Source organism: Acidibrevibacterium fodinaquatile (assembly GCF_003352165.1).
Lineage (GTDB): Bacteria > Pseudomonadota > Alphaproteobacteria > Acetobacterales > Acetobacteraceae > Acidibrevibacterium > Acidibrevibacterium fodinaquatile.
In genome coordinates this window covers 3,247,156-3,273,554 of the sequence record NZ_CP029176.1, presented here as the reverse complement: position 1 = coordinate 3,273,554, position 26,399 = coordinate 3,247,156, and the positions used below count along the sequence as shown (strand labels likewise).

General features: G+C 62.7%; 23 protein-coding genes. 2 read left to right on the top strand and 21 right to left on the bottom strand.

Translation table 11 applies throughout. The annotated features are described in order from the left end of the window. Positions 1-31 precede the first annotated feature (31 nt). The 5 genes from DEF76_RS19505 to ppsR form a co-directional block, all read right to left on the bottom strand. A complete protein-coding gene (locus tag DEF76_RS19505) occupies positions 32-169 on the bottom strand; it encodes a hypothetical protein (protein ID WP_162800694.1) in 138 nt (45 codons plus the stop codon). Continuing rightward, positions 169-1,278: a phytoene/squalene synthase family protein gene (locus DEF76_RS15580; protein ID WP_114913080.1), complete on the bottom strand. Its 1,110-nt coding sequence runs from the start codon at positions 1,276-1,278 to the stop codon at positions 169-171. The genes DEF76_RS19505 and DEF76_RS15580 overlap by 1 nt, the downstream gene beginning before the upstream one ends. Continuing rightward, entirely contained in the window at positions 1,259-2,809 is a 1,551-nt protein-coding gene (locus DEF76_RS15575) for a phytoene desaturase (protein ID WP_338025736.1), read from the bottom strand. The genes DEF76_RS15580 and DEF76_RS15575 overlap by 20 nt, the downstream gene beginning before the upstream one ends. A gap of 55 nt (positions 2,810-2,864) precedes the next feature. After that, positions 2,865-5,033 carry a GAF domain-containing protein gene (locus tag DEF76_RS15570; protein ID WP_205216036.1) on the bottom strand — a complete coding sequence of 723 codons (2,169 nt, stop codon included), beginning with the start codon at positions 5,031-5,033 and terminating at the stop codon, positions 2,865-2,867. A gap of 95 nt (positions 5,034-5,128) precedes the next feature. After that, positions 5,129-6,466 (bottom strand): transcriptional regulator PpsR, encoded by a 1,338-nt coding sequence (ppsR, locus tag DEF76_RS15565; protein ID WP_114913079.1) that lies wholly within the window; start codon positions 6,464-6,466, stop codon positions 5,129-5,131. Between the two features lie 66 nt (positions 6,467-6,532). On the opposite strand from ppsR, the gene DEF76_RS15560 reads away from it, so the two are divergent. After that, positions 6,533-7,246, top strand: coding sequence for a biliverdin-producing heme oxygenase (locus tag DEF76_RS15560; protein WP_114913078.1), 714 nt, complete (start codon positions 6,533-6,535; stop codon positions 7,244-7,246). A 76-nt stretch (positions 7,247-7,322) separates the two neighbouring features. Here the strand turns inward: DEF76_RS15560 and DEF76_RS15555 are convergent, their stop codons facing one another. The 16 genes from DEF76_RS15555 to bchF form a co-directional block, all read right to left on the bottom strand. Beyond that, complete coding sequence (locus tag DEF76_RS15555) at positions 7,323-7,592, bottom strand: high-potential iron-sulfur protein (protein WP_114913077.1); 270 nt, start codon at positions 7,590-7,592, stop codon at positions 7,323-7,325. 101 nt (positions 7,593-7,693) lie between these two features. Continuing rightward, positions 7,694-8,746, bottom strand: a complete 1,053-nt coding sequence (gene hemC / locus DEF76_RS15550; RefSeq protein ID WP_114913076.1) for a hydroxymethylbilane synthase — start codon at positions 8,744-8,746, stop codon at positions 7,694-7,696. A 10-nt stretch (positions 8,747-8,756) separates the two neighbouring features. Further along, the gene (gene hemA / locus DEF76_RS15545; RefSeq protein WP_114913075.1) at positions 8,757-9,968 is read right to left on the bottom strand and encodes a 5-aminolevulinate synthase; all 1,212 of its coding nucleotides are present in this window, start codon (positions 9,966-9,968) and stop codon (positions 8,757-8,759) included. Between the two features lie 50 nt (positions 9,969-10,018). After that, positions 10,019-11,854, bottom strand: coding sequence for a putative photosynthetic complex assembly protein PuhE (puhE, locus tag DEF76_RS15540; RefSeq protein ID WP_114913074.1), 1,836 nt, complete (start codon positions 11,852-11,854; stop codon positions 10,019-10,021). A gap of 18 nt (positions 11,855-11,872) precedes the next feature. Then, the gene (gene acsF / locus DEF76_RS15535) at positions 11,873-12,928 is read right to left on the bottom strand and encodes a magnesium-protoporphyrin IX monomethyl ester (oxidative) cyclase (RefSeq protein ID WP_240319026.1); all 1,056 of its coding nucleotides are present in this window, start codon (positions 12,926-12,928) and stop codon (positions 11,873-11,875) included. Further along, positions 12,925-13,215, bottom strand: a complete 291-nt coding sequence (locus DEF76_RS15530) for a hypothetical protein (RefSeq protein WP_114913072.1) — start codon at positions 13,213-13,215, stop codon at positions 12,925-12,927. The genes acsF and DEF76_RS15530 overlap by 4 nt, the downstream gene beginning before the upstream one ends. Continuing rightward, on the bottom strand, positions 13,212-13,670 hold the full coding sequence (gene puhC / locus DEF76_RS15525; protein ID WP_114913071.1) for a photosynthetic complex assembly protein PuhC: 459 nt from the start codon (positions 13,668-13,670) through the stop codon (positions 13,212-13,214). The genes DEF76_RS15530 and puhC overlap by 4 nt, the downstream gene beginning before the upstream one ends. Continuing rightward, positions 13,667-14,305, bottom strand: a complete 639-nt coding sequence (puhB, locus tag DEF76_RS15520) for a photosynthetic complex putative assembly protein PuhB (RefSeq protein WP_275895712.1) — start codon at positions 14,303-14,305, stop codon at positions 13,667-13,669. Before puhB ends, puhC begins: the two co-directional genes overlap by 4 nt. Positions 14,306-14,313: 8 nt before the next feature. Further along, positions 14,314-15,090, bottom strand: a complete 777-nt coding sequence (puhA, locus tag DEF76_RS15515) for a photosynthetic reaction center subunit H (RefSeq protein ID WP_114913069.1) — start codon at positions 15,088-15,090, stop codon at positions 14,314-14,316. Between the two features lie 16 nt (positions 15,091-15,106). Continuing rightward, complete coding sequence (locus tag DEF76_RS15510) at positions 15,107-16,573, bottom strand: PucC family protein (protein WP_114913068.1); 1,467 nt, start codon at positions 16,571-16,573, stop codon at positions 15,107-15,109. Continuing rightward, positions 16,570-17,268 (bottom strand): magnesium protoporphyrin IX methyltransferase, encoded by a 699-nt coding sequence (gene bchM / locus DEF76_RS15505; RefSeq protein ID WP_114913067.1) that lies wholly within the window; start codon positions 17,266-17,268, stop codon positions 16,570-16,572. The genes DEF76_RS15510 and bchM overlap by 4 nt, the downstream gene beginning before the upstream one ends. Further along, positions 17,268-18,173, bottom strand: coding sequence for a ferredoxin:protochlorophyllide reductase (ATP-dependent) iron-sulfur ATP-binding protein (gene bchL / locus DEF76_RS15500; protein ID WP_456303843.1), 906 nt, complete (start codon positions 18,171-18,173; stop codon positions 17,268-17,270). Before bchL ends, bchM begins: the two co-directional genes overlap by 1 nt. Continuing rightward, positions 18,170-21,715: a magnesium chelatase subunit H gene (locus DEF76_RS15495; protein WP_456303859.1), complete on the bottom strand. Its 3,546-nt coding sequence runs from the start codon at positions 21,713-21,715 to the stop codon at positions 18,170-18,172. The genes bchL and DEF76_RS15495 overlap by 4 nt, the downstream gene beginning before the upstream one ends. A gap of 31 nt (positions 21,716-21,746) precedes the next feature. Further along, positions 21,747-23,306, bottom strand: coding sequence for a ferredoxin:protochlorophyllide reductase (ATP-dependent) subunit B (bchB, locus tag DEF76_RS15490; protein ID WP_114913064.1), 1,560 nt, complete (start codon positions 23,304-23,306; stop codon positions 21,747-21,749). 3 nt (positions 23,307-23,309) lie between these two features. Continuing rightward, entirely contained in the window at positions 23,310-24,596 is a 1,287-nt protein-coding gene (locus DEF76_RS15485; protein ID WP_114913063.1) for a ferredoxin:protochlorophyllide reductase (ATP-dependent) subunit N, read from the bottom strand. Further along, complete coding sequence (bchF, locus tag DEF76_RS15480; RefSeq protein WP_114913062.1) at positions 24,593-25,195, bottom strand: 2-vinyl bacteriochlorophyllide hydratase; 603 nt, start codon at positions 25,193-25,195, stop codon at positions 24,593-24,595. The genes DEF76_RS15485 and bchF overlap by 4 nt, the downstream gene beginning before the upstream one ends. A 251-nt stretch (positions 25,196-25,446) precedes the next feature. On the opposite strand from bchF, the gene DEF76_RS15475 reads away from it, so the two are divergent. Continuing rightward, on the top strand, positions 25,447-26,334 hold the full coding sequence (locus DEF76_RS15475; protein WP_114913061.1) for a cobalamin B12-binding domain-containing protein: 888 nt from the start codon (positions 25,447-25,449) through the stop codon (positions 26,332-26,334). Positions 26,335-26,399: the final 65 nt, after the last annotated feature.

Below are 26,399 nucleotides of genomic sequence, written 5' to 3'. Positions count from 1 at the left end.
TTATACTGGTCGCCGATTTCGCTGACCAGGATCACTGGTCATGCGGACGCGCCTCCTGCGCGCGCTCATTCTCGCGCAAGCGGCGCAGCCCGCGTCGGGTGCGGACAAGCTCGACGATGGCAAAGGCGAGAACCAGGCCGTCGATCACCAGCCACTCCCAGCGGAACATCACGCAACCCCGTCGCGCACCATCGAGGCAGCGCGAGATTGTTCGCGCTCAGCGAGCCGGGCGAACAATTCAGCCACCCAAACCACCTGCTCACCAAGCGGCCTCTGCGATGCCTCTGGCATCGACGAGCCGATCGTCGTTGCCGTGACGGCATCGATCAGGAAGCGTGTCGCGGGCAGGAATCGTGCCGCGCGCAGCGGATCGGCGGCATCGATCGTGGCCGGCCGGGCGGCGAGGCCGCGGCAAAGCACCCAGAGCTTGCGCCGCCGCGACACCACCGCGCGCGCGCCGAGCCCAGCTGCGCCGCGCCGCGTGACTTCATGGCCGATTTCGGCATAAAGCAGGCGCGCGGCCCGAATGCCGGGCCGGCAAAGGCGGGGCAGAAGGGCGATTCCGCTATCGGCTCGGCGATAAAGCCCCTCGGCGACGGCAAGAAGCCGTCCCACGACCCCGGCGAGCGCCCCGGCAGTGTCGCGATCGGCCAGCCAAAGCTCGGGTGGCCGCGCGAGCTCGATATTCGCCTCACGAAGCCACTGCTGCGGCAGGTAGACGCGCCCGGCACGCGCATCCTCGGCGATATCGCGGGCGATGTTGGAGAACTGCATCGCAACCCCGAGGTCGGCGGCGCGGGCCAGCGCCATGGGCGTGCGCGCCCCCATCACCAAGGCCATCATCATCCCGACCGAGCCGGCAACGCGCATGGCATAGGCGGTCAGCGCGGCGAGCGTCTCGTAGCGCCTTCCCTCAGCGTCCCAGGCGAGACCCTCGAGCAGCGCCTCGGGCAAGGCGGGCGGAATGGCAAAATGCGTCAGCGTCGCCGCCAAGGCGCGATCGGCCGGGGCCGGAAATGGCCGCCCGGCATAGGCGCGATCGAGTCGGGCGCGAAGCTGCGCCAGCGCGAGCGCCTGCCCGCCGCCCTGATCGATCGCATCATCGGCGAGGCGGCAGAAAGCATAGAGCGCGATCGCGGGATCACGCACCCGCGCCGGCAAAAGCCGTGCCGCCGCGGCGAAGCTCAATGATCCGGTGCGAAGCGAGGCGCGACATGCGGCAAGATCGGGCGCGGCGATCGCCACGCTCTGCGCCTGCTCAGCGCGGCGCGGTGACATGCGGTACCACCCGGTCGAGAACCCGCGCCGAGGACAGCACGCCCGGCACACCGGCGCCAGGGTGGGTTCCCGCGCCTACCAGATAAAGCCCCTCGATCTCACTACTTTTATTATGTGGCCGGAACCAGGCGCTCTGCGTCAAAACCGGCTCGAGGCCGAACGCCGCGCCGCGAAAGGCGAGGAATTGCGCGGCGAAATCAGCGGGGGTCGTAACCCGTGAGGTAACCACGTGCTGCTCCAGGTTTGGCAAGAGCGTTGCCGAGAGATGTGCGGCGATGGCGCGGCGATAGGGTTCGGCCGTTTGCGCCCAGTCGATGTCGGCCGCGAGATTGGGGACCGGGGCGAGGACATAGAACGCATCGCATCCCGGCGGCGCGACGCTCGGGTCGGTCGCGCTCGGGCGATGGAGATAAAGGCTCATATCGCGCGCCAGAATCTTGCGGCGGAAAATATCGTCGAGCAGCGCGCGATAGCGTGGCCCGAGCAGGATGGTGTGATGGCCAATCTCGGGATAGTGCCGATCAGTACCGAAATACCAAATAAAGAGCCCCATCGAGTGGCGCGCCCGCTCGATACGCCGCGCCCGCCATTGTCGATGGCTGTCTTCGGGCAACAGATGGCGATAGGTCCAGGCCGAGCAGGCGTTGGAGACGACGATATCGGCGCCGATCTCCTCGCCAGAACGAAGGCAAACCCCGCGCACCCGCTGCCCGCCGCCCGCGCGATCGACCAAAATGGCGGAGACATCAGCGTTACAGCGCAACGCATGGCCCTCTCGCGCGATCAATCCCGCGAGGCCGGCAATCAGCCGCCCGGTGCCACCCATCGCGTAATGCACCCCCCAGCGGCGCTCAAGGGATGCGATCAGGCAATAGACAGCGCTCGCGGTAAAGGGATTGCCGCCGATCAGCAGCGGATGATAGCTGAACACGGTGCGAAGGCGTGGGTCGCGAATATCGCGTGCGACGGCGCCATAGACGCTCCGCAAGCCGCCGAGGCGCAGGAGATCAGGGGCCACGCGCGCCATCATGCGCCAATCATCGAACGGCTGATCGCCGAGCCGCTCGAAACCGATGCGGCAAACCTGCGCGCTATAGGCCATGAAACGCTCGTAGCCAGCGACATCTTCTGGCGAAAAGCGGGCGACCTCGGCGCGCATCGCGTCGGCATCGCCGGAATAGGTAAAGACCGCGCCGTCGGCAAAGCGGATGCGATAAAACGGCGCCATCGGCCGCAATTCGACATCCTCCTCGCGGCGCCGGCCACATAGCGCCCAAAGCTCATCGAGAAGATGGGGCGCGGTGATGATCGTTGGCCCGGCATCGAATGTAAATCCATCTTGACGATGGACGAGGGCACGGCCGCCGAGCACGCCAAGGCGCTCCAATACCGTGACACGATAGCCGCGAGCGCCCAATCTAATCGCTGCCGCCAACCCGCCAAAACCGCTACCGATAACGACCGCATGCGGCCGCGCGGCGTACGAGAGGGCGCTGGGAGGGGAGGGTGCAACTGTCAGATTTACGTTCACACAAAGAGTGTACAGAAAAACTTACATACTGTCACCCATCTTTGCGGTGCGCGCGTCAGTTTTCTCGCTCGGAAAATTCCGTCTCGTGGCGGATCAGATGCGCCAGCGTCTCGGCCGCGCGCTGTACGGAAAGACGCAGATTGGCAAGGAGTTCCGGAATTTTCGCCGTCTCGACGGCATCGGTGATTTCCCAGGCGGCGAGCTGCGCGTTCTCGATCATGCTGGAAAAAAGGCTGCGAAAAAGCAGATCAGCCGGCCCCTCGAGGCTGCCGAGACCCAGGCGATGGCCTTGGATGAGGCTCTCTTGAAACAAGCCACGCGCCGCCTCGGCGGCCTTCTGGGTCGAAAGATCGGTAAACAGTAAGACGAAACCGAGCACCCGCGACGGCGCGGCAAAGACCGGGTCGGCCCGCAAGAGCAAACTGCTCGCGGCACTCCCCTCGATTTCCAGGCGGATCTCGCTTCGCCAGCCGCGATGATGTTTGAGGAGATCAAGAAGGCGCCGGCGCAGATCGGTCGCATCGGCGACATAAAGCAAAAGATCCTCGACCCGCTGCAAGCGCGGATGGACATCGCCGAGCAGCCGCTCGAGCGCCTGATTGGACGCGAGCACCGTGCCCTCGGGGCTGGCGATCATCACCGGCTGATCGGAAAGCTGGATCTGCCGGCGCACGGTCTCGAGCTGGTCCTGGACGATCAGCATCCGCAGCGAGCGGAACTGCAGCACGACATCGGTGACCGTCTCGCCGATCAGGCGGGCGGCGGCGAGATCGGCTTGCGTCCACGGCGCCGAGGTGCCTTCGACCATCTGGTGCCATTGCGCGAATGAGCGGCGGGGGGAGAGATCGGTGGGGTCATTGCCGATTTCGAACGGCTTGAACGGGTTGCCGCCCCAGGTCACGGTGCGAATGCGCTCGGGGCGGAACCAGAGGAGATATTCGCCGGGCGCGTTCGAAATCGGAACCGCGATGACGCCGCTCGCAACCGGGGTCAGCGGCGCGAAGGCAGCCGCCTCGCCGCTGAGCGAGGGGGTGGCAAAGACCGGCGCGCGCGGCTTTTGGTCGAGCCATGCGCCGATGTCGCGGATTTGCTGGGTTCCGGGAACGTCGCCCTCGGTCATCACCGTGCCCTCGAACAGCAAGGCCGCGCCAGACGCGCCAAGCGGTTGCAGCAGCGATTGCGAGCCGTCGAACAGGGCGATCCGCCAATCCCCCTTACGCGAGACGGTCTCCACCATGCGCTGTTCGAGCCGACGCACCCAAAGCTCGGCCTGAGCCTGCAGAAAACTCTCGAGGGCGAGGATGCGCGTCGCCACCGCCTCGGCCAAAAGCTCGCAGAGGGCGCGGGTTTCGAAATGCACGAAACGCGGCTGATAATGATGGCAGGCAACGAGCCCCCATAATTTGCCACCCACCATGAGCGAGACGACCAAGGTCGCGACCACCCCCATGTTGCGCAAATACTGGATATGAATGGGCGACATGCTGCGCAGGAAGCAGAGCGACATGTCGAGCTCCTTCCCGCTGAGCGGTGATATGCGCGGTGCGACCGGCGCGGAGACGGCGGCGACATCGACGAGAACCCGCACCCGGTTGCGCTCATAGAGTTTGCGGGCGAGGGTAGGGATGTCGGAGGCGGGATACCAATTGCCGAGATAGGCCTCGAGATGGGGCTCGCGCTCTTCGGCAAACACCTCGCCATGGCCGTCATCATCGAAGCGGTACACCATCACCCGGTCATAGCCGGCGACATCCTTGAACAAGCGCGCCGTCTCATCGCAAAGACTGCGAAGCGATGGCGCGGCGAGGATGGTTTGTAGGGCGGGCTCGAGAATCGCGCCGACGTCGCGGCGCGGGCCAACATGCTCGAGCTCGAGGATCACACCCCCCTCCGGCGGGCGATGGACCAGGCAATCGAGGGGGCCTTTCCGGCCGATACAGCGCAATGCAACCGGAATAACGTCGAGCGGCTGCGTGAGCGCACGCGCGAGACAAGGGACCAAGCCGGGCTCTACCAGCGCCAGCTTCCGCCCGACGGGCGAGGCCCGAAGGCCGAGAAAATCCGCGGCATTGGCGCTCGCCTGAACCACGATCCAATCCGGCTCGCGCAACACCAAAAGGGCGCCATGCGGCTGGATAGCGGCGGCATATTGGATCCGCTCGCGGTCACAATTCGTGAGATCCGCTTCGCCAAACGCCGGGGCATGAGCCTGCGACGACATCATACCCACACTGTTCCGCTGAAATTACCCTCCGGTCAAATGCCGCCCCGCAAACCGCCCCAGCGCGACGCTTGCGCGCATGGCACGCTCGGGCGCGCTCATTCCCGACCCGCAGTGTCGCCCGCCAAGCCGTAGCGCTCAATTTTATTATAGAGACTCTGCCGGCTCAACCCGAGCCGCTCGGCCGCGAGCGTGCGATTGCCGCGGGCCTGCGCGAGCGCGGCCTCGATGTAATAGCGCTCTATCGCCTGGGTTGCGTTGCGAATCAGATCGCGAAGCGGCGGCGCCTCATCCGCGTCCCCGGGGGGTAAAAGCGCGTGCTGCGGCGCCCACCCCGCGGCGGGCGCAGAGCGGCGCAGATCGCGCACCAGGGCACCGAAATAAATCGGTTTATTGTCGGTGTCACCCGCGGCGGTGATCTCCACCGCCAAGCGCGCGCCGTGTTCGTTTCGCAAGATGGCGTTGAAGCGGGATTCGGCTCCTTGGTGCTCGATGGCCGCGATCATGGCCACGGTGTCGCCCTCCTGTGCGATCAGCCAGCGGCCGATCATCTCCCCGATCACCGCCTCCTCGCCGGTCATCTCCACGAGATCGAGAAAGGCCCGGTTGGCGCGATGCACGACGCCGCGCCGATCGAAAACCACGAAACCGTCGCCCAGCCGCTCGATGATACGGTCGGCCGATGGCGGTGGCTGCCGGCCGGCCTGGCCACGCATCACCCCAAGCTCCGCGAGGTGTAGGAGGAACAGCATGGCGCCAGGCTCGCTTGGCATATGTGATGCGCGGATCACGCAGGGTTTGCGCGCGGCACCAAGATGCAGCAAAAGCCCGGGCGTTTTTCCCTGCTCCTTGACGCGCGCGAGCATGGCGCGGAAACGCTCACGCCCGGCCGGCGCGAGATGGGCAAGAAAATCATCGCCCGGCGTCAGCCCAAAGGCGACGTGTGCCGAGGGATTCGCATCGACGAGGCGCAACGTTGCGCCATCGAGGGTGACGATCGCGTCGTTCGATGTATCAAACAGCAAGCGATAGCGGGTTTCGATTTGCCGCAGACGCCAGTGATCGCGCTCGACCTCTTGCTGCGCCGCAATCAGCCGATCGCGCAATTCGCTGACCGCGCGTAGATTGCGCCCGATGGCGATCACGCCGGCTTTGCCGCCGAGGCGAACCGCGGTGTATTCCATCGGTATTTCGAGGCCGTTCGGAAAACGCTGGGCTATTTCGCGAAACGGCGAAACCCCAGATTTTCGTGCCGATGAGAGGAGACGCAGAACCTCTTCGCCGCCGCGCCCGCCCACCGTTTCCGACCAGCGGCGCCCGACCCATTCGCCGATTCCCTCGCCGGGGACGGCATTGGACAGGCTCGCCTCACGAATGATCCCCTGATCATCGAGCCTTAGCATGACATCTGGCTGAGCGAGATCAAGGGCGTTCATCGTGCGAGCGGTTGCTCAATTCCTTTTCACGGAGGGTCGGTTTCGCTTATAGAGAGATCTTATATCATGAAATGCGGATCTCCCCAACCCACCGCCAAGACCGACTCCGACCGCCCCGGGCTCGCTGATGCGTGCCGCGCGCGCACCCGTGCCCTGCATGGCGCTGCCGAGCGGGGCGGGATCATGCGGGCGCTTCTCCGCGGCCGCGTCTCCGCCGCTGGCTACGCTCTTCTGCTACGTACCCTGCTCCCCGCCTATCGTGTTCTCGAGTACGGCTTGCGCCGGCATCGCGAAAGCCCTGGCGTCGCCCCCCTCGCGGCCTTTGATCTCGCGCGCGCGGCCGCGATCGAAGCCGATCTCGTCGCATTGAGCGGGCCAGGATGGCGGCGATCGCTGCCCCTGCTCGCGGCGGGAGGCGCTTACGCGCGGCGTATCGCCAAAGGCGCTCTCGGCGACGGCCGGGCTTTGGTCGCCCACGCCTATGTGCGCTATCTCGGGGATCTCAATGGCGGCCAGGTGATCGCAACCCGTCTTTCCGAGACGATCGGGCTTCCGCAAGCCGCCCTCAATTTTTACCGCTTTGGTGACGTCGCCGATCTTCCCGCCCTGCGCACGGCCTATCGCGCCGCCATCGACGCGGCGGGAAGGGAGATGGCCGATACCAAATTCGTGATCGAGGAAGCGGCAGCGGCGTTCGCAGCCAACATTGCCGTCTCGGAGGCGGTGGAGGCGGCTCTGCTCGCCGCGACCACCATTCCCGGTCAGGAGAGGGGGGGGTGATCGGGCGTGCCTGACCGATCGGGCGCCAGCGCAAGCAACGAAGCTTGAGACGGCTTGCGATCCGCACGCCGCGGATTTAGGCCGATTTCGGCGCGTAGGCGCCGCACCAGCCATCTGGGCTGATCTCGCCGGCAACGACCTTACACGCATTCGGCGGCTGGAAATTCACGCACATGCTGCATTTTTGGCCGTCTTTCGGGCTGTCTTGATACATGACGGCGGCCTTCTCAACCTTGCCGTCTTGTTGCGCGCGCGCCGTTTGCGCCAGCGCCAAGCCGAGAACGCCGGTCACGCCCGCGCCCAATATCGCCCGCCGTGAGGGCTTTGCAACCTCGTTTTCTGCCATGGCATTTACCTCCTTGCATTGCGACGAGAGCGAAAATCACGCCCACCAGCGATATGGGCCTAGTCACGGGGTTCGCCAGATCTCCATCGGTCGAAAATTCCTCATGCGAACACGTCGGCCGGTGCCTGGGCGCGAAGCTCCATGCCGAGCGCGTAGCCGATCCCCGCCGCCTCTGAAATCACGCCGTTCACCGTTCGCCGCACCAGAAACGAGCCATCCTCGCGCGCAAGCAGGCCCGTGAGGTGAAGGCGCCCCTCCTTCACCCGCGCATAGCCGCCGATCGGGGTTTTGCACGAGCCATCGAGGGCCGCGAGCAAAGCGCGCTCGGCGGTGGAGACGGCGCGCGCCTCAGGGTCTTCGATGGCGCCCAAAAGATCGCGAAGCTCATGGTCATCGGCGCGCACGGTCACGCCGATGATCCCCTGACCCGCCGCTGGCACCATCACCGAAGGGTCGATGACGATCGCCCGATCATCGGCGATACCGAGCCGCTTGAGGCCCGCGAGCGCAAGGAGCGTTGCCGCGCAATCACCATGATCGAGGCGATCGATCCTGGTCTGCACATTGCCGCGTAGCGTTTTGATCTGCAGGTCGGGCCGTGCATGGAGAAGCTGCGCCTGCCGCCGCACCGAGGATGTCCCGATCACCGCGCCATCAGGGAGACAATCCCAGAGATCATCGCCCGCCTCGGCCCGCGCGGAGATTTCCGCGCGCCCCCAGCGAGGAAGATCATCTCGGAGAATGAGCACATCGCGCGCATCCTCGCGTGTCAGGGTGCAGGCGAGAACGATCCCGGCCGGCAACTCAGTCTCGAGATCCTTCAAGCTGTGGACGGCGAAATCGATGCGCCCATCGGCGAGTGCCTCATGGATCTCCTTGGCGAACAAACCCTTGCCGCCGAGATCGGCAAGACGACACCCGCTTGCCTGCGACGCATCGCCCGTCGTGCGGATGGGGTGCGCCTCGAACACCGGCATATCACGGAGAACGGGACAAAAGCCCGATAACACTGAAAGAAACGTCTTTGTCTGCGCAAGCGCGAGCGGTGAGGCCCGAGTTCCGACCCTGAGCGGGAGTGCTCGACGATGGGGCGGCACCAAAACCCGTGGGGTTGCTTGGGCTTGAGCGACGCTCACATGCTGGCTGATATCCATGTTCACACCCTCAGGCCGCGCGCCGCAGGCGCAATGCCGACCAGATCGTCCCGAGCGCATCGACCAGATGCGCGAGATCGGCGTCGCTGTGCAGCGGTGACGGCGTGATCCGCAGCCGCTCGGTGCCGCGCGGGACGGTCGGATAATTGATCGGCTGCACATAGATTGCGAACCGCTCGAGTAACTCGTCACTAATACGCTTGCAGAGAACAGGATCCCCCACCATCACCGGCACGATATGGCTGGGGTTTTCGAGATGCGGCACGCCGATCGCGTCAAGCTCGCGCCGCAATGTCGCGACCCGCTCGGCAACGCGTTCGCGCTCCTCATTGCTTTCCTTCAAATGGCGGATACTGGCGAGCGCTCCCGCGGCAATGGCAGGGGGCAAAGAAGTGGTAAAAATAAAACCGGAGGCGAAACTGCGAATAAAATCACACAGGGCCGCCGATCCAGCGATATAGCCGCCAACGACGCCGAAGGCTTTGGCAAGCGTCCCTTCAATGACCGTCAAACGCGCCGCTATTCCCTCGCGCTCGGAAATCCCGCCGCCGCGAGCGCCGTAAAGCCCAACGGCATGAACCTCGTCGAGATAGGTCATCGCGCCATAGGTCTCGGCGACGTCACAAATTTCGGCAATCGGCGCGATATCGCCATCCATTGAATAGACCGACTCGAAGGCGACGAGCTTGGGCCGCGCGGGATCAATCGCGGCGAGCTTGCGTGCTAAATCGGCGACATCATTGTGGGCAAAAACGATTCGTTCCGCCCGCGATTGCCGGATGCCCTCGATCATCGAGGCATGGTTGAGCGCATCCGACAATACGACACAACCCGGAAGTGCTTGGCCGAGCGTACTCAGTGTCGCCCAATTCGACATATAGCCCGAATTGAACAATAGCGCCGCCGCGGTCCCGTGAAGATCAGCGAGTTCCGCCTCAAGGGTGACGTGATAATGATTGGTCCCTGAGATGTTCCGCGTGCCGCCAGCCCCGGCCCCGCAGCGATCGATCGCCTCGTGCATCGCCGCGATCACTTTCGGATGCTGGCCCATGCCGAGATAATCATTGGAGCACCACACCGTGACCTCCGACCCGCCGCCCCGCCGATAATGCGTCGCCCGCGGAAAATGGCCGGCACGGCGTTCCAGATCGGCAAAAACCCGATAACGCCCTTCGCGTTGCAAGGCGGCCAATTTTTCCTCAAAAAACGCTTCATAATCCATGGCGCTCATCACTCCTTCGCGAACCTATTCGGGTTCCTTCCCATAGCGTTTCACATCGAGGCCGACATCACGCACGCCCTGAACGCCTCGGCGAGGCCGGGCTCATCGACCGAACGCCCGATCGCGATAACCCGCGCTTGCTCATCATTCCCCGGCGCATACGCGGCAACCCGCCAGCGCCTGCCAGCGACATCGAAACGAACCCAGCCATCCCCGCTCCGCGCGATCCCCTTGACCCGCTCCACCGCCCCAAACTTCCCGGCGGCGACCGCAGTCAGAACCGTTTCCAGCCCGAGCGGATGACACACCCCACCGAGGGTTGCACTCCATGCGGTTAATCCAGCGAGCGCGGCCTCATGGCCATGATCTAAATCATGCGCATGATCTGCTTCGTGCCCCGCGTTCTCATTACGTTCATGTGTATGTTCGTGCTCGTGGTGATGCCGCGCGCCCTTTGCCGCCGGCATGTGCTCGGGCCGGGCGGCTAATTTTGACCTCGGCGGCGACGCGATATCATCCCCGCGGGCGGCGAGCGCATCCGCATCGCCTTGGTGCGTCGAGGGCATGCCGAAACGCGCGGGAACAATGCTCGCCCCGGGATTGATTGCCGCCAACGTCGCCGCGATCATGCGGAGTTCTGCTGGCGCTACCAGATCGCATTTGTTGACCAGTACATCGTTCGCGAGTCCCATCTGCGCCTCGAAATGCCGAGGCATCCGGGCAAAATCATATTGAAATGCCCCAGCATCGATAACGGCGCGCACATGAACAGCACTGATCAGCGGCCGCAAGCGATCCTGATGGAGGACGCTGATCAGGGATGCGAGGTCGGCGACGCCGCTTGGTTCGATATACACGCGCTGCGGCGCCCAGCGTGCCAGCGTCTCCTGCAATTGTCGCGCCAAATCCTGGCGGAGCGAGCAGCAAATACAGCCATTCGGCAATTCAACAATGTCCGCGCCGCGCCCGGCGAGAAGCGAGCCATCGACACCCACGCTCGCAAAATCATTGACCAGCACCACGGTGCGCAACGCGGGATCCGCATCGGCGAGAAGGCGGCTCAAAACCGTAGTCTTGCCAGCGCCGAGAAATCCCGCGACAACCTCGATATCAACCTTCGCTGCCGCCTTGCGCGAGGCAAGACCCCAATGCCATAGCGCCGCCGCTGGCAGTGGGAGCACCAAAAACCAGTGCTCGAGGATCGCCAGTGCCATCATCGTGCCAAGAAACACGTCGCCCACTGCGGTGAACTTCGACTGACCAGGCCGTACTGCTTCCTCGAATAAAAGTGCAGCAATCACCGTCGATATCGTTACCGAAAACGGAAACAACAGGTTCATCGGCTTTTTGGTTAAAAAACTCTTCAGGAAGCCGAGATGCTCGGGCAAGAATTCTTCATTCAGATTGCGTACGCCGAGAAAAACATTGAGCTTCGCGCTCTGGTGCATCCACCACAAAATCATGAAGGTCCAGGCACCGACATGGTTTGGCGCGCCCCACGTGAGCGCAATAACTGCAACCGCAAATACAATGATCGCCAATTCATGATAGAGGCTTGTCTCTATCGCGTGAATAAAATGGCGCCAGCCATGACAATTCTCGGGACAGGGCTCACGTCGCGGGCCCGTGACGAAACCCATGTAAAAACTAATCTCTTGCCAACCCCAGGCGAGAAGACCGGTGGTAAAAGCGCAGTAGAGCCCACCCAGCGTCACTATTTTGCTACTGGCCCAAAGCCCATACAAAGATGCCGCAAGGACGATCGTCGCGCCGATCATGCTCCAGCGAAACGTCGCGCGCGGCAGCCCATCGAGATAAATGATCACCCCGGTGCTAAACCACCAGACAAAAAGCGCATATAGGGCGGGAAAAACATAGTGGTTCACAGCATCCTCGCTCTTGTGCTACCAGGTCGGTGCCATACGTACCTCTGCGGGGAGCGCTGATCTTTCTGGCGCCATCAGATAAAGGCGAAGCAGGACTCCGCCGGCTCGCGCAAGGAGTGCCGCCCGCTTCACGCGTGCCCACGGCCCTCGGGATTTGAGCAGGCTGACTTTGTCGGAAATGCCTCGCAAACGCCGCAGACCAGCCATGAAGCGCGGATCGTCGACGGGTAATGCCACCGGAAAGACCTGCTTTGCGATCGCCGAAGTGATGCGGAATACCTGCAAATCATATTCATCCGGATCGATGCCAAGCGCACGATGAAAGGCCGGGCGCCCGTGATCGCGCACATACATGGTCGCGAAGACGGCGAGCAGAAAAAACCGGATCCAGAGTTTGTTTATGCCCGAGAGTAGCCAAGGATTGGCGCGCATCAAAAGCGCAAAAGCCTCACCATGGCGAAATTCGTCGTTACACCATTCCTTGAACCATTTAAAAATCGGATGAAAGCGATATTCCGGATGGCGCTCGAGCTGGCGATAGATCGAGATATAGCGGGCATAGCCGATCTTTTCGGATAGATAGGTGGCATAGAAGATAAATTTCGGCTTGAAGAAGGTGTATTTCTTCGCCTTGGTCAGGAAGCTCAAATCGACGCCGACGCCAAAATCCTTGAGTGTGTCGTTGATGAAGCCCGCATGCCGCGCCTCATCGCGGCTCATGAAGCCGAACAACTCCTTGAGAGCAGGATTTTTGAGGCGCTTCTTAATTTCGGCATAAAGAACGCAGCCAGAGAATTCCGCGGTGACAGAGCTGATCAGAAAATCAAGAAATTCCTCGCGCAACGCATCAGGCATTTGCGAGAGATCGAGGTCGAACTCGGCATTACGGATGAAATGGCCCTTGTTTTTATCGAGACGAAATTCCGCCATCACGGCGTCCCATTCCGCGCGTACCGATGTGATATCTATCTGCTCGAGCGCGGCGAAATCGGTCGTATAAAATCGCGGACTCAACACGGTATCGCGCTGGGCGAGACGTGTCGCCTCATTCGGGGCAGCCATCGCTGACATCATGCCAACTCCTTGGGTTGAAAGCCGACCTCATAGAGTTCGGTCAGTTCGAAAAGCGAGCTAAACCGGAGCCACAAGCGCTCAAAAATACCGGCACGGAACACAGTCGCCCGGCATGTCATTTCCAGGTGCTCACCAAATGCTACCGTCGATGGCACCCCATGCACGATCACGGTGTCGCCGGGCCGCAGCGAGACCCCTTCCGGGATCGCGTGGGCATGTAAACTCTCCGGGCTTTGTTCGATATCTACACGACACGAAATATCGAACTCTCTCCGCGCACTGCTCATGGCTGTCTCCCCTCATTCGTGAGTAGACGGGCAAAGGCGGCCTCATTGTCTTGGCCGAAGGATTCGAGCTCGATACGACGTCCCGTCGTCGAGTCGGTCAGGGTGAGACGCCCGTCCCGCCAGGCAGTGAGTTGAAACGGCGGCTGTGGACCAAAACCCGCCCGGCGCCGCTCGCGCGCCAGGCCGTGCAGGGTCGCGCGCAAGAAACCATTGGTTCCCGGCGCGATAATCATAATCTCCTGCCGCGTCGCTGCATCGAGCGCCCTAATTGCGCCATCCGGCTGGTCGACAAACTGAATCGGCCGGCTTACGAGCGGTGCCGAGCGGGGCACGGCGCTCGATATGCCGCGCCAATCCCCGAGCGCCGCGGCGCCGATCGCGACGGTAATCAGGGCCGCACAGGCGACCAAGGGCCCGCTTGGAAACGCGCGATAAGGGGAAGCGGTCCTGCTCATGCTGGCGCCACCGCGGCCGAAACGCTGTCAGCCGCGCGCACGCTTTGTGGCACGGTTGGCGCGGGCTGCGCCGCATCGGCGGCAAGCGCGCGCGCGAGACACTGCGCGACCTGCGAGGCATTTTCGATCTGTCGCAGAGCGGGGCGGACCCGATTGAGGTGCCATGGCCGGACGTGCGGCCAGAACATCAGATAGCTGATGCGCTCTCCCTTGCGTAGGGTCAGCGAAATGTCGCCGCTGCCATCGCGATGATCACGGAGCTCAGCGGCGTCGATCAAGCGGTAGGGCAAATTTAGCGTCACCGAAAGGGCGATACCGCAGTGAATGACGAGCCTTTGCGACGTGATCGTGTAAACCGTACTCCGCGCGACAAGCCGTGCCAAGGCGAGAAGCAGCCCGAGCGTTACCATCGCGAGACCGAGCGCCGCACCGCCAGCCTTGAGCGCGTCCACCAAGGTGCCGCCGCCGGAAAGCGCTATCGCCTCACGCCAGACGAGCAACGCAATGAAATAGAGACCAATCATCGGGAGGTGATAAACGCGCCTCGCCAATAGCTTCCACGAAGGTGCACCCTGCCAAAGTATGGTCTCCCCTGCAGGTAGCGGCCCCGGGAGGCCATGCGGCACAATCGGCATTTTCTCACTCATAGCAGCGGCTCCTGCCGATCGGGCGTTGCGTAGCGGAAGCCCCCAGCGAAATATGCGGTGATCTTGTCCTCTTCGCGCGCGGTCACTTGGTCACGATCCTTGAGCGGCGGGATAGCAAGGAAATCAGTTGATGTGATCGCACTGACCAAGAGACGACCCCTCGCGCGCTCGATCCGATCGACGTAAAGCATGGGCACCAACACCGTCCGTGGCGGGGCCGCGGCCGCAAGCGTAACTTCGACGTAGCGGATATGCGGCTCACTGCGATCGATCCACAAATCAGTGACGGCTCCAACAATCACACCGTCTGCTGCGACAATTTCCATGCCGCGCGGATCCGGATCATCGGGGTGCACGGAATAGATATTCGCCACACGGAGTGGAACCATGCGCCGCTCGCCTTCGAATGTCAGCTCCGGCTCCTCGGCGCGGTCGGCGTAGGCGGCAGCGCCAATGCCATCTTGCATCGGGTTGCCGAGTGGGACGAGCGGCGAGCCCGACCACGGATAGGCGGGTGCGGCATTGACCTTGCGTGCGACCTCTTGGCGCGGGGCGCTCTGGGTTCCGCCATGCGGCAGCAAGAATATTTTCGGGACTGGCATTGGTGGAAATCCCTCCCGGGCGGGCGCGTCCGGATTATCCGAAATCATTGGATATCCCTCGCGTTTATCCTCGCGGTGGAGGTAATAAATCAGTCCGGCGAAGAAGATCCAGAACGCATACAGCGTGAGCTGGGCAACGTCGATATAACCGGTGATCGCACCTTTTGGCATAATTTCACCTCAGCTGTCAGGTCTGAGAAGCCGGCATCCCAAGCAATCCGCGGGATGGTGAGCGCGTTTTCTCGTCCGCCCCGGCGCGAACCAGTGGACCGATGGCAACGAGCGTTACGAAGAGCAGAAGAATTTCCAGATGATAGACGGCGATGTAGCCGATGGCAGGATCGTGCAGCACCGGCCCCAAGGCGCCTCTCATCGCGAGATAGGAGATGGCGTCACGAAGCAAGCCGCCAAGTGCTACGGCGATGCCCGCCGCTGAAGCCTGTACCCCCCCCCAGACGCCGAGCGCAAGACCGATGCGCGTGCGCTCAGCCGTGCCCATCGCCGCGGTCAGCGTGCAGTGAGCAAATACGCCCGCGCCAACGCCGATCAGGCAGACACCAAGTCCGAACAAAATCTGTGAAGCGAGCGGCCAAGCAAAGATCACGATCGTAAAGGCAAAAAGCCCGATCAAGCTGCCAAGTGCCGAAAACCGATAGGGATCGGCGCCACGGCCGAGGGCACGCGCGGCAATACCGAAGCCTGCAAGACCACCGCAAGCGAGAACCGCGGTAAGCAGCGTCGTCTGCCCGACGGTAAGATGCAAAACCTGCCCGCCATAGGGCTCAAGAAGAATATCCTGCATGCTAAAGGCGAGCGTTCCAAGCCCCAGCGCGACAAGGCGCCGGACCGCTTGTCTTTGGCTGCGAAAGGCCCGCCAAGAGGCCGCAAAGGAAACCGTGGCGTCGCCGCCATCCGCGCGATGACGGGGCTCTTGCTTCCAAAGTGCGACGATGTTGAGAACCATCGTCACGAATGCCGCCGCCTGTACCACCTGGATGAGACGCACCTCGCTGAACCGCGCAAGAAATATCCCGAACGCCAGCGCGCTGACTACCATGCCGATCAGCATCATCATGCAGAGCAAGGCAACAACACGCGGCTGGCTCTTCTCGGGCGCAAGATCGCACGCCAAGGCAAGACCGATGGTCTGGGTCGTGTGCAGGCCAGCACCCACCATCAAAAAGGCAACCGCCGCGGCGATGTCGCCGACGAAGGCGGGCCCACCCCTCACGTCACCTGATAGGATGATGAGCGCAAACGGCATGATCGCAAAACCACCAAACTGTAATAAAGACCCAAACCAGATATATGGAACCCGCCGCCAGCCAAGCACCGAGCGGTGAATGTCGGAGCGAAATCCAACCAGAGCGCGGAACGGCGCGAAAACCAGCGGTAGCGCGACCATGACGGCGACAAGCCAGGTGGGCACGCCGAGTTCAACGATCATCACCCGATTGAGCGTGCCAATCAGAAGTACGACCGCCATGCCGACGGAGACCTGAAACAAGGAAAGTCGGATGAGCCGCAAAAATGGCAGCTCCGAGGTCACTGCGTCGGCAAATGGAAGATAGCGCGGCCCGAGACGCTTCCAGAGTGCGCCAAGACGGCGGTTGACCTGCGCGAGATCGGGATATTTCGTCTCTGAGAGACTCATTTTCGCACGAGCTCCAGCGCCTGCGAGATATAAAAGCCCCGGGCGACGCGTTGTGTGCGGCCAATTCGCCACTCTGAGAGAGCAGCACTAGCGCCAATGCCACGAATGAGGGCTTTCTCTGCGATCGGCACGATTTCGGGTGCCCGGTTGCCGCGGGGAAACAGGTGTCCAAGCGCATGCATTCCCGCAAGGAGCGCGTTACGCGGCGCAAATGTAAAGAGTAGGGAGCGTCGCACGCGTTGAGCGAGGGCCTCTAATGCCGCCAAAATCGTCGCTGGTTGATAATGAATGAGACTATCCATCGCGATCGCACAGTCGAATTCCCCAAGCGCGACATCGAGCATGTCACACACAACGAATTCGAGAGCTCCGCTTTGGCGGGCTTCGGCACCGCGTGTGCGGGCGATATCGATGAGCCGCGGCGACAGATCGCACGCAAGCACGTTCGCGCCGCGTTGCGCGAGCGTGTGGGAGAGGGCACCAGTCCCGCAACCCGCATCAAGCAAGCGCATGCCATCGAGGCGCTCAGGCAGCCATTGCAAAAGCGTATTACGCATCGCGTCACGGCCAGCGCGAACGGTGGCGCGGATCGGGTTGAGGGGTGCGTCCGACGTAAGCCGCGCCCAGGCATCAATAGCCGTGCGGTCAAAATACTCAAGAAGTAGCGCGCGACGTTGGTGATAGGTCTCGCTCATTAGTCGAACCCCAAAAGGTCAAAAAGGTCGCGATCTTTCATGGCGCTCGCCGAAAGCGGCTCGGCCCCCGCCCAGAGTGCGCTGGCAAGGCGGAGATATTCGGCGCGCACCGCATCGAGCTCCGGAGAAGAGTCCATCTCAAATAAAGTGGCTTTTTTGAGACGACTGTGGCGAATAGCGTCGAGGTCAGGAAATTGCGCTAGGGTACGCAAGCCCGTAGCCGCGTTGAAGCGGTCAATTTGCTCCCGGCTTTTGCTGCGGTTGACGATGACGCCGCCCAACCTCACCTTGTAATTGCGTGACTTGGCTTGAATTGCCGCAACTATCCGGTTCATCGCGAAAATGGAGTCGAAATCATCCGCGGCGACGATAAGAGCGCGGTCGGCATGCTGAAGGGGCGCTGCGAAGCCACCGCAAACAACATCGCCGAGGACGTCAAAGATAACGACATCGGTGTCATCAAGGAGGTGATGTTCCTTCAAGAGTTTGACAGTTTGGCCAACGACGTACCCACCGCACCCGGTTCCCGCCGGCGGACCGCCCGCCTCGACGCAGAGCACCCCCTCATAGCCTTCGGTGACGAAATCCTCGGCGCGCAACTCTTCCGCGTGAAAATCGACTTGTTCGAGAACATCGATCACCGTCGGCATGAGCCGTTTGGTGAGCGTGAAGGTCGAGTCGTGCTTTGGATCGCAGCCGATCTGCAACACGCGCTTTCCGAGCTTAGCAAACGCTACCGACAGATTCGACGATGTCGTGCTTTTTCCGATGCCGCCCTTACCATAAATGGCAAACACTTTCGCGGTGCCAATTCTGGTGTCCGGGTCGAGATGAACCTGCACACTCCCCTCGCCGTCGCCGCAGCCCGTCGAACAGGGGGTTGAGAGACTTTCGAGATCCATCATGCTGCGACCTCCACGCCAATACCTTCGATCTGATCTTCGATCGCCTCGCCCGCTTGGCGAAGGCGGGTGAGAGTTTCCTCGTCCGGCGTCCAGTAGTTGCGTTCGTGGGCTTCGATCAATCTGCTCGCGATGCGCATCGAGGCCGTGGGATTGAGGCGCGACAGACGCTCGCGCATCACCGGATCGAGCATATAGGTCTCGGCAATGTTCTTATATATCCAAGGCGCGACGCCGCCGGCCGTCGCCGACCATCCCAATGTATTCGTCACCTGCGCTTCGAGATTGCGCACGCCCTCATGACCGTGGGCGAGCAGGGCCTCATACCATTTCGGGTTGAGCGTTCGCGTGCGGGTCTCTAGCGCAACCTGGTCAGAAAGCGTGCGAACCACACCCTCCCCGCGCGTCTGGTCGCCGACATAGACTGGAACATCGCCACCCCGCACCCGGTACACCGCGCGACTGATGCCGCCGAGCGAGTCGAAATAGTGATCGATACTTGTGACACCAAGCTCGACCGACTCCAGGTTTTGATAAGTTAGATCTACGGAGGCGAGCAAATGAGAGAGAAGCTTCGTATTGACTTGCGACTTGTTATCGGTGTCATAGGCAAAGCCTTTGCGACGCACGAAGGCGTCCGCCAGCTCATTCTCGTCCTGCCAGCCACCTTGATTGAGCAAAAGAGTGACGTTCGCGCCATAGGCGCCGTCTGTATTGCCGAAGACGCGGCGTGCCGCGGCAGCGATATCTCCACCGTGCGCGGCCTGATAGGCCAGGGCGTGCTTGCGAACGAAGTTTTCTGCCTCGCTCTCAGGGGCATTGGCCGCGAGCAACGCGGCCTCAGCGAGAAGGCGCGTCTGGAGCGGCAAAAGGTCGCGAAAAATACCTGAGATTGTTGCGATAACATCGATCCTCGGCCGGCCGAGCTGATCGAGCGGTATCAGTGCCGCGCCGCACAGTCGGCCATATCCATCGTAACGAGGCATAGCGCCGAGGAGCCAGAGCGCCTGTGCAATCGGCCCACCCTCGCTCTTGAGGTTATCGCTGCCCCATAAGACGAGGGCAACGCTTTCTGGAAGTTTGCCCGTATCGGTGCGGTATTTTTCGAGAAGGCGCGCGGCCTGTTGCGCGCCGTCGGCCAGGGCAAACCGGCTCGGGATACGGAATGGATCAAACCCATGCAGATTGCGCCCCGTGGGCAAGATCTCCGGCGTACGTAGGAGGTCACCGCCAGGGGCAGGCCGAATGTAGCCGGCATCGAGCGCGTGCAGGATAGCCGGAATTTCGTGATCCGTCGCGAGCAACGATTCGAGGCGCGTTCTCACGGCAGGATCGGTGATTTCAGCGGCATCGAGGACGGTGCTTCGCGCGTCCGCCCGTGGCGGTTCGCCAAGAACGTGCAGTCCATCCGGGATCAGCGTATATTCCAGGTCAAGGAGGGCACTCAAGAGCGCTTCGATCTTCTCTTGACGGACCTCCTCGTGCCACGCGGGAGTGGCAGCGGCAAGATCGAGCGTCGCCGCTTCACTTTGAATGACAGCCGCGAGTGCGGCGCGGGTTTGCCCATCCGTCTCGGGTGACAGGTTACGCCAGCGATCGAGCGAGGATTTAAGGTCGAGAAGCCCGCGATAAAGTCCGGCTTTGGTGACGGGCGGCGTGAGGTAACTGATGAGGGTCGCACCGGCGCGACGCTTTGCCAGCGCCCCCTCCGAGGGATTATTGGAGGCATATAGGTAAAAATTCGGCATATCGCCAATCAGTCGGTCCGGCCAGCAGGAGTCAGACAGCCCGACTTGCTTTCCGGGCATGAATTCCAATGCGCCGTGGGTGCCAAAATGTAAGACGGCGTCAGCACCAAAGTGCTCGCGGAGATAGCGATAAAAGGCGCTGAAAGCGTAGGTCGGTGCAAATCCGCGCTCAAAGAGAAGGCGCATCGGATCGCCCTCGTAGCCAAAGCCGGGCTGAATCCCGACGAGTACATTGCCAAATTGCGCCCCGAGCACGAAGACGGAAGAGCCATCACTCAGGGCGCGCCCCGGTGCCGGGCCCCATTGGCGCTCGATATCGTGAAGCCAGGGCTCTTCTCGCGTAATCTCGGCCGCTGGTATCCGCGCGATGACGTTGGCCTCGGTGCCGAAGCGCCCGGCGTTGCCATCGAGAATAGATTGCCGCAATGCCGCTATGTCTGCCGGTAGCGCGACTTGGTAGCCCGATTGCTTCATCGCGCGCAGCAGATTGTAAAGCGAGGCGAAAACCGACAGATAAGCCGCCGTGCCAACAGCGCCGGCATTCGGCGGAAAGTTGAAAAGAACCACAGCAACGCGGCGCGCAGAGCGGGGCGTTTTACGGAGTGCGACGAGCCGTGCGACGCGGGCCGCCAAACGGGCCGCGCGCTCGGCATGCACGACCATATCGCGGCGTCGCTCCGCTCCCGCTCCGCTGGCCCGCCCGCCAAACGTCATTGGCAGGATCGCGCCGTCGATTTCGGGGATCGCGACCATCATCGTCGCTTCGACGGGCGTCAGGCCACGCGCATCGCCCTGCCACTGTTCGATGGTTTGAAATTCGAGGGGATGGGCGCCGATATAGGGGATATCGAGCGCCGAAAGACTGTCGACGGCGGCGGAGGCATCGTTATAGGCGGGGCCGCCGACAAGGGAAAAGCCCGTGAGCGAAACCAAAGCATCTATGCACCGGCGCCCGCCCGGAAGAAAATAGCGCTCAATCGCGGGGCGCGCATCAAGGCCGCTGGCGAAAGCGGGTATCACCCGCAAACCGCGTGCCTCGAGTGCTTCGATAACCCCGTCATAATGGGCGGCGTTGTCGCCGAGAATGTAGGAGCGCAGGAGCAAAAGCCCAACCGTGCCGGCGGTCCCGTCGCTTGGCACAGCGGCAGGATCGGTCACTATTCTACCCGATGCGCGCGGATGATAAAGACCGGTCTCGGGATACTCGACGGGCGGCGCGACACGCGCGGTGCGAAGCGTGCCGCGGTACGCCTCGCCGCCATACCGCCGGACCAGGAGGCGCACGAGATTGGCGAGATTTTCCGACGAACCCGCGAGCCAATATTGCATCGTGAGAAAAAAAGCACGCAGATCTTGCGCAGGACCCGGAATAAAGCGGAGAAGGCGCGGCAGCTTGCGGAGCATCTTCATCTGCTCCTTCCCGCTTGCGGCGCCCGAAGTTTTGCGCCCACTCAGGCGCTTGAAAAGCGAGAGCAGGCCATTCGTCTCGCCGCTCATCGAGAGAGCGCCGAGCTTGGTGAGACGCACGACTTCGGCGGCGGATAGACAGGCAACGAGCGCCAAACAGCCTTCGCGCCGCGCGGCAAGCGCGGGCAAGACCGCGCGAATGTGATCCTCGAGAAACAACATGGTGACGACCAGGATGTCGGCCTGCGCGATGTCGATGAGGCAGGCTGTGAGCGCCTCTTCCGAGCTGCCCCATTCATCGGCCGCATGGAGCGTCAGCGTGACGGCGGCCAAATCGTCGCGCAACAAAGCCTCGGCGCGCGCGAGCGCACCGGCGAGATGGGTGTCCATGGTCACCACGACGACGCGAAGCGGGCTTCGATCAATGGCTGAAATGGGCTTTGGCATCGTAGAGCGTCTCGAGTGTGATCGGGGAGATTCCGCGTTCGGCGGCAAATTTTTCGGTATTGCGGCGGGCTTTGCCGCGGACGAAGAAGGGGATTTTAGCGAGTTCGCGCAGGGCTTCATCGACCCAGCGCGTGGGGTCAGTGTTGGCGGCAGGTGGGCTTGCTTGGGGCACGTATCTTCCGAGATGCGAAGGCGGCGCGGCGGTGTGGAATTCGAAATCTTCGCGGAACATCGTCAAGAGATGCTCCTCGAGGCCCATCATCAGGGGCTGTATCCAGGCGTCGAAAATCGCGTTGGCGCCTTCGAATCCCATGTAGGGTGCGTGGTGAGCGGGGAAGTCTTGGACATGAATGGGGGCGGAGATGACGGCGCACGGGATGCCAAGGCGCTTGGCGATGTGGCGCTCCATTTGTGTGCCAAGAACGAGAGCGGGCTCGGCGGCGGCAATTTCGCGCTCGACCTCAAGGTAATCATCGGTGATCAGCGGCTTGACGCCATAGGTCTCCGCGGCGGCGCGGAAATCGCGGGCAAATTCGCGGCTGTAGGTGCCAATCCCAACCACGGCGAGGCCGAGCTCGTCGCAGGCGATGCGTGCGGCAGCAAGAGCGTGGGTCGCATCGCCGAAGATGAACACGCGTTTGTCGGTGAGATAGGTCGAGTCGACGGAGCGCGAATACCAAGGAAGGCGGAGCGTGCTTCCCGCCAGCGCCGCCGTGACCGAGGGCGCGTCTGGCGCGAGGCCACTGAGGGCTGCCACCTCGGCGATGAAGCGCCGCGTTGCGCCAACGCCGATCGGCACGGTCGTTGTCGCGGGCTGGCCGAATTGGCGCTGCAGCCACTGCGCCGTGAGATGAGCGATTTCGGGATAGAGGACGACATTGAAATCGGCCTCGCCAAGCCGGGCGAGATCGGCAGGCGCGGCACCGAGTGGCGCCACCACCCCGATCGCAATCCCGAGCCTGCCGAGGAGGGCCTTGATTTCACGAAGATCGTCGCGATAGCGAAAGCCGAGTGCGGTCGGGCCGAGAATATTGCATAGGGGGCGCCGGCCCTCGGTGCTGGCGGGCGGGCGAGCTGGGCGCGCCGCTGCGGCGGGACGCGCGCAGGCGCGCACGATCTGATAAAAACTTTCGCTTGCGCCCCAATTTTCTTTCTTCTGATAGGCCGGCAATTCGAGCGGCACGACCGGTATCGGCAAAGCAAGTGCGTGCGCGAGGCCGCCTGGGTCGTCTTGAATGAGTTCCGCCGTGCAGGAAGCGCCTACGACCATCAAATCCGGCTTGAAGCGCGCATAAGCGTCCCGCACTGAGTTTTTGAACAGCGCCGCGGTATCGGCGCCGAGGTCACGCGCCTGAAAGGTCGTGTAGGTGACAGGGGGGCGGGCCTCGCGCCGCTCGATCATGGTGAAGAGAAGGTCGGCGTAGGTGTCTCCCTGGGGTGAATGCAGGACGTAGTGAACATTTTGGAGCGACGTTGCGATCCGCATCGCGCCGATATGGGGTGGTCCTTCATAGGTCCAGAGGGTGAGTTGCATCGCTCAGATCCTGAGCCGCGCGCGGCGACGGAGCGGGCGCGCGAAAAGTTCCGCAAGGTCACCCGCTTGGTCATAGCCCTGGATCGGGGTGAAGAGGAGTTCGATCGACCATTTCGTCGTGAGCTGCTCTGCTTCGAGCGGGTTGGCAAGACCAAGCCCGCAAACCACGAGGTCGGGTTTGGCCGCCCGGCAGCGATCGAGCTGGCGTTCGACATCTTGGCCTTCGACGAGCATGACGTCGGGGGGCAGAAGTGCGAGCTCGGCGGCGAGATGTTGGCGATGGAGATAGGGGGTCGCGACCTCGATCAGTTCCATGCCGAGCTCACGCGCAAGAAATCTCGCGAGCGGCACCTCAAGTTGCGAGTCGGGAAAGAAGAAGACATGTTTGCCGGCGAGAATGGCGCGATGCGGTGCCATCGCCGCGCGGGCGCGCGCCTCACTCGCGCCAAGGCGTGCGCTGAGGGCAGCGGGGGCGATGCCGAAAGCCGCCGCAGCAGCGCCGAGCCAGAGTGACGTGCCCGCGGCGCCAAGCGGAAATGGCGCCGCGATCGGCTGCGCGCCCCGGGCCATGAGGCCGCGTGCGGTCTCGGCGAGGAAGGGCTGGGCAAGGATAAAACGCGTCTTTGACCCAAGCGGCGGCATTTCGCGCGCACGGCGGGCGGGCATGAAATGGACCGGCGCGATCCCGATCTCGGCGAAGAGACGTGCGAGCTGGTCCTCGACGATTTCGGAGAGGGCGCCCACGACCATGAGCGAGGGGGCGGCATCGTCGGCTTCTCTCGGTAAAACTGGCACCAATGCCGCCAAGGCCGCGTCCTCGCCCTCGGTGAACGTGGTTTCGATGCCGCTTCCCGAATAATGGAGCACCGATACTTCGGGCGCGAAGCGTGCCGAAAGCCGCGCCGCGGCACGCCCGAGATCGAGCTTGATCACTTCCGAGGGGCACGAGCCGACAAGGAACAACAGCCGGATGTCCCGCCGGCGCTCGAGCAGGCGGGTGACGATACGGTCGAGCTCGTCATTCGCGTCGGCGAGGCCAGCGAGATCGCGCTCCTCGATGATCGCGGTCGCGAAACGCGGCTCGGCGAATATCATGACGCCGGCTGCGGATTGCAGAAGATGGGCGCAGGTGCGTGAGCCGACGACGAGGAAAAACGCGTCCTGAATTTTGCGGTGCAACCAAACGATACTCGTGAGACCGCAGAATACCTCCCGCTGGCCACGCTCACGGAGCACCGGCAGCGCGTCAGGCGCCAGGCCGATGGGGGGGGGAGCGGGAGAGTGGTTCATCCCCGCGGCTCCGCGGCGCAATCGGCGTGGCTGGGCCATGCCGCTAATCTCGCCGCGCGGAACTTGCGCAGAAATTGCGCGGCGTTGACGGCATAGGCGGCATAAGCGGCGAGCGCGATCAGCATTTGCTCGCCCCGATCGGCAGCGCCGGTCAGGAGGACTGCGAGGTAGGCAGTATGAAGCGCGATCACCAGAAGGCTGAACACGTCCTCCCAGAAAAAGGCGGGTGCGAAAAGATAGCGCCCGAAGACCTCGCGCTCCCAGATCGCGCCGGTGATCATGATGCTATAGAGCACACCGGTTTTGACGATGATCGAGAATGTCGCCATGCCGAAACCGGAGCCGGTCGCGAGATAGCGCAAGACCAGCGTGAGGCTCAGCAGAAAGACCGCGAACTGCACCGGCGCGAGAACGCCTTGCACCAGCGTCCAGGGTGACGCGTCACGGCGGCGGCGCTCTTCGGCGGTATAGAGCGGGGCGGGTCTGCGGACGGGCGCCGCGTCATGGGATGCTGGAAAAACATGGCGGCCGGTAGTCGCGCCCCAGGGACAGCAATCAACCGCTTCCAGCCAGCGGCCAATGATGCTCGATGTAAACATCACTTGACAATACCTCCGGCGAGTTGTCGACTGATCCACACGGCTCGCGCCGCTTTTCTGCTCGCTTCGCGCGAACCCACGGAAACTCTTGCGAGGACAGATATGTCAGTGAATTTTTTCATTCCGCCCTCCCGTCTTGGTCCGTAGGTGAGCCTAGGCATGGACGGTAAGGAGTGTCAAGCAAAAACGACGTAAATAAAACTTGACACATACAGACGCGAAAGGTCAATGTCTCGGGAGGAAACGAAGCCATGGATCAGCTCTTAGAAGTCCAAACGGAAGCTTTATGGTCGCGCGGGCGGGTCTCGTCCGGCCGACCGCCGACAGCCGGCCGCGGTGCATCACCTCTGCCCGTTGCCTGTCCGCAGATCGGCCAGCCGCTCGCGTTCGCGATAGAACACGACATCGTCCCGCGTCTTGTGCTCGCCCATTGCGATGAGGCCGGCGCGCGTACGCTCGGCGCTGTGGGGCTGGGCACGGTCGATGGCAGCGACGTCGATGCGCTACTTGCCGCACTCCTACGGCACGACGCCGCCGCGACGAGCGCCGCCGTGGAGCGGACGCGGAGCCGCGGGGTCGATATCGAGACCATATTCCTTGATCTCTTCGCCCCCGCAGCGCGCCGGCTCGGCGTGTTGTGGGAGGAGGATATCTGCGATTTCGCCTCTGTTTCGGTTTGCCTCTGGCGCTTGCGAAACATGTTTCGCGATCTCGCAGGCGAGATCACCCATCGCCCGCCGCTCCCCAATCGCCGCTTGCTGCTCGCGGTGCTGCCTGGTGAGCAGCATAATTTCGGTGCGCAGATGCTCGGGGAATTTTTCCGCCGTGCCCGCTGGGGCGTCAGCAACGACCCGCTGGAGACGATGCAAGATCTCTCGGCGCGGGTGCGCCGGGAATGGTTTTCGATGGTCGGGCTATCGGTCGGATCGGCGCGCAAGCTCGATGCGCTGGCGAGCGCCATCCGCGCGATACGCCGGCTTTCGCGTAATCCCGCCATTGGGGTGATGGTGGGGGGCGCGGCTTTTATTGATCATCCTGAATTCGTTAGACTGGTTGGCGCCGACACCACCGCCGCCGATGCCGAGAGTGCGCCGCGTCAAGCCGAGAACCTGATCTCGGTTCTTGCGGCTGCGCGTTGACCGCGCACGCGAGGCAAGTGGTTGACAAGACAAAAAAACGGTGGCGATTGACAAGTGAGAGGGGT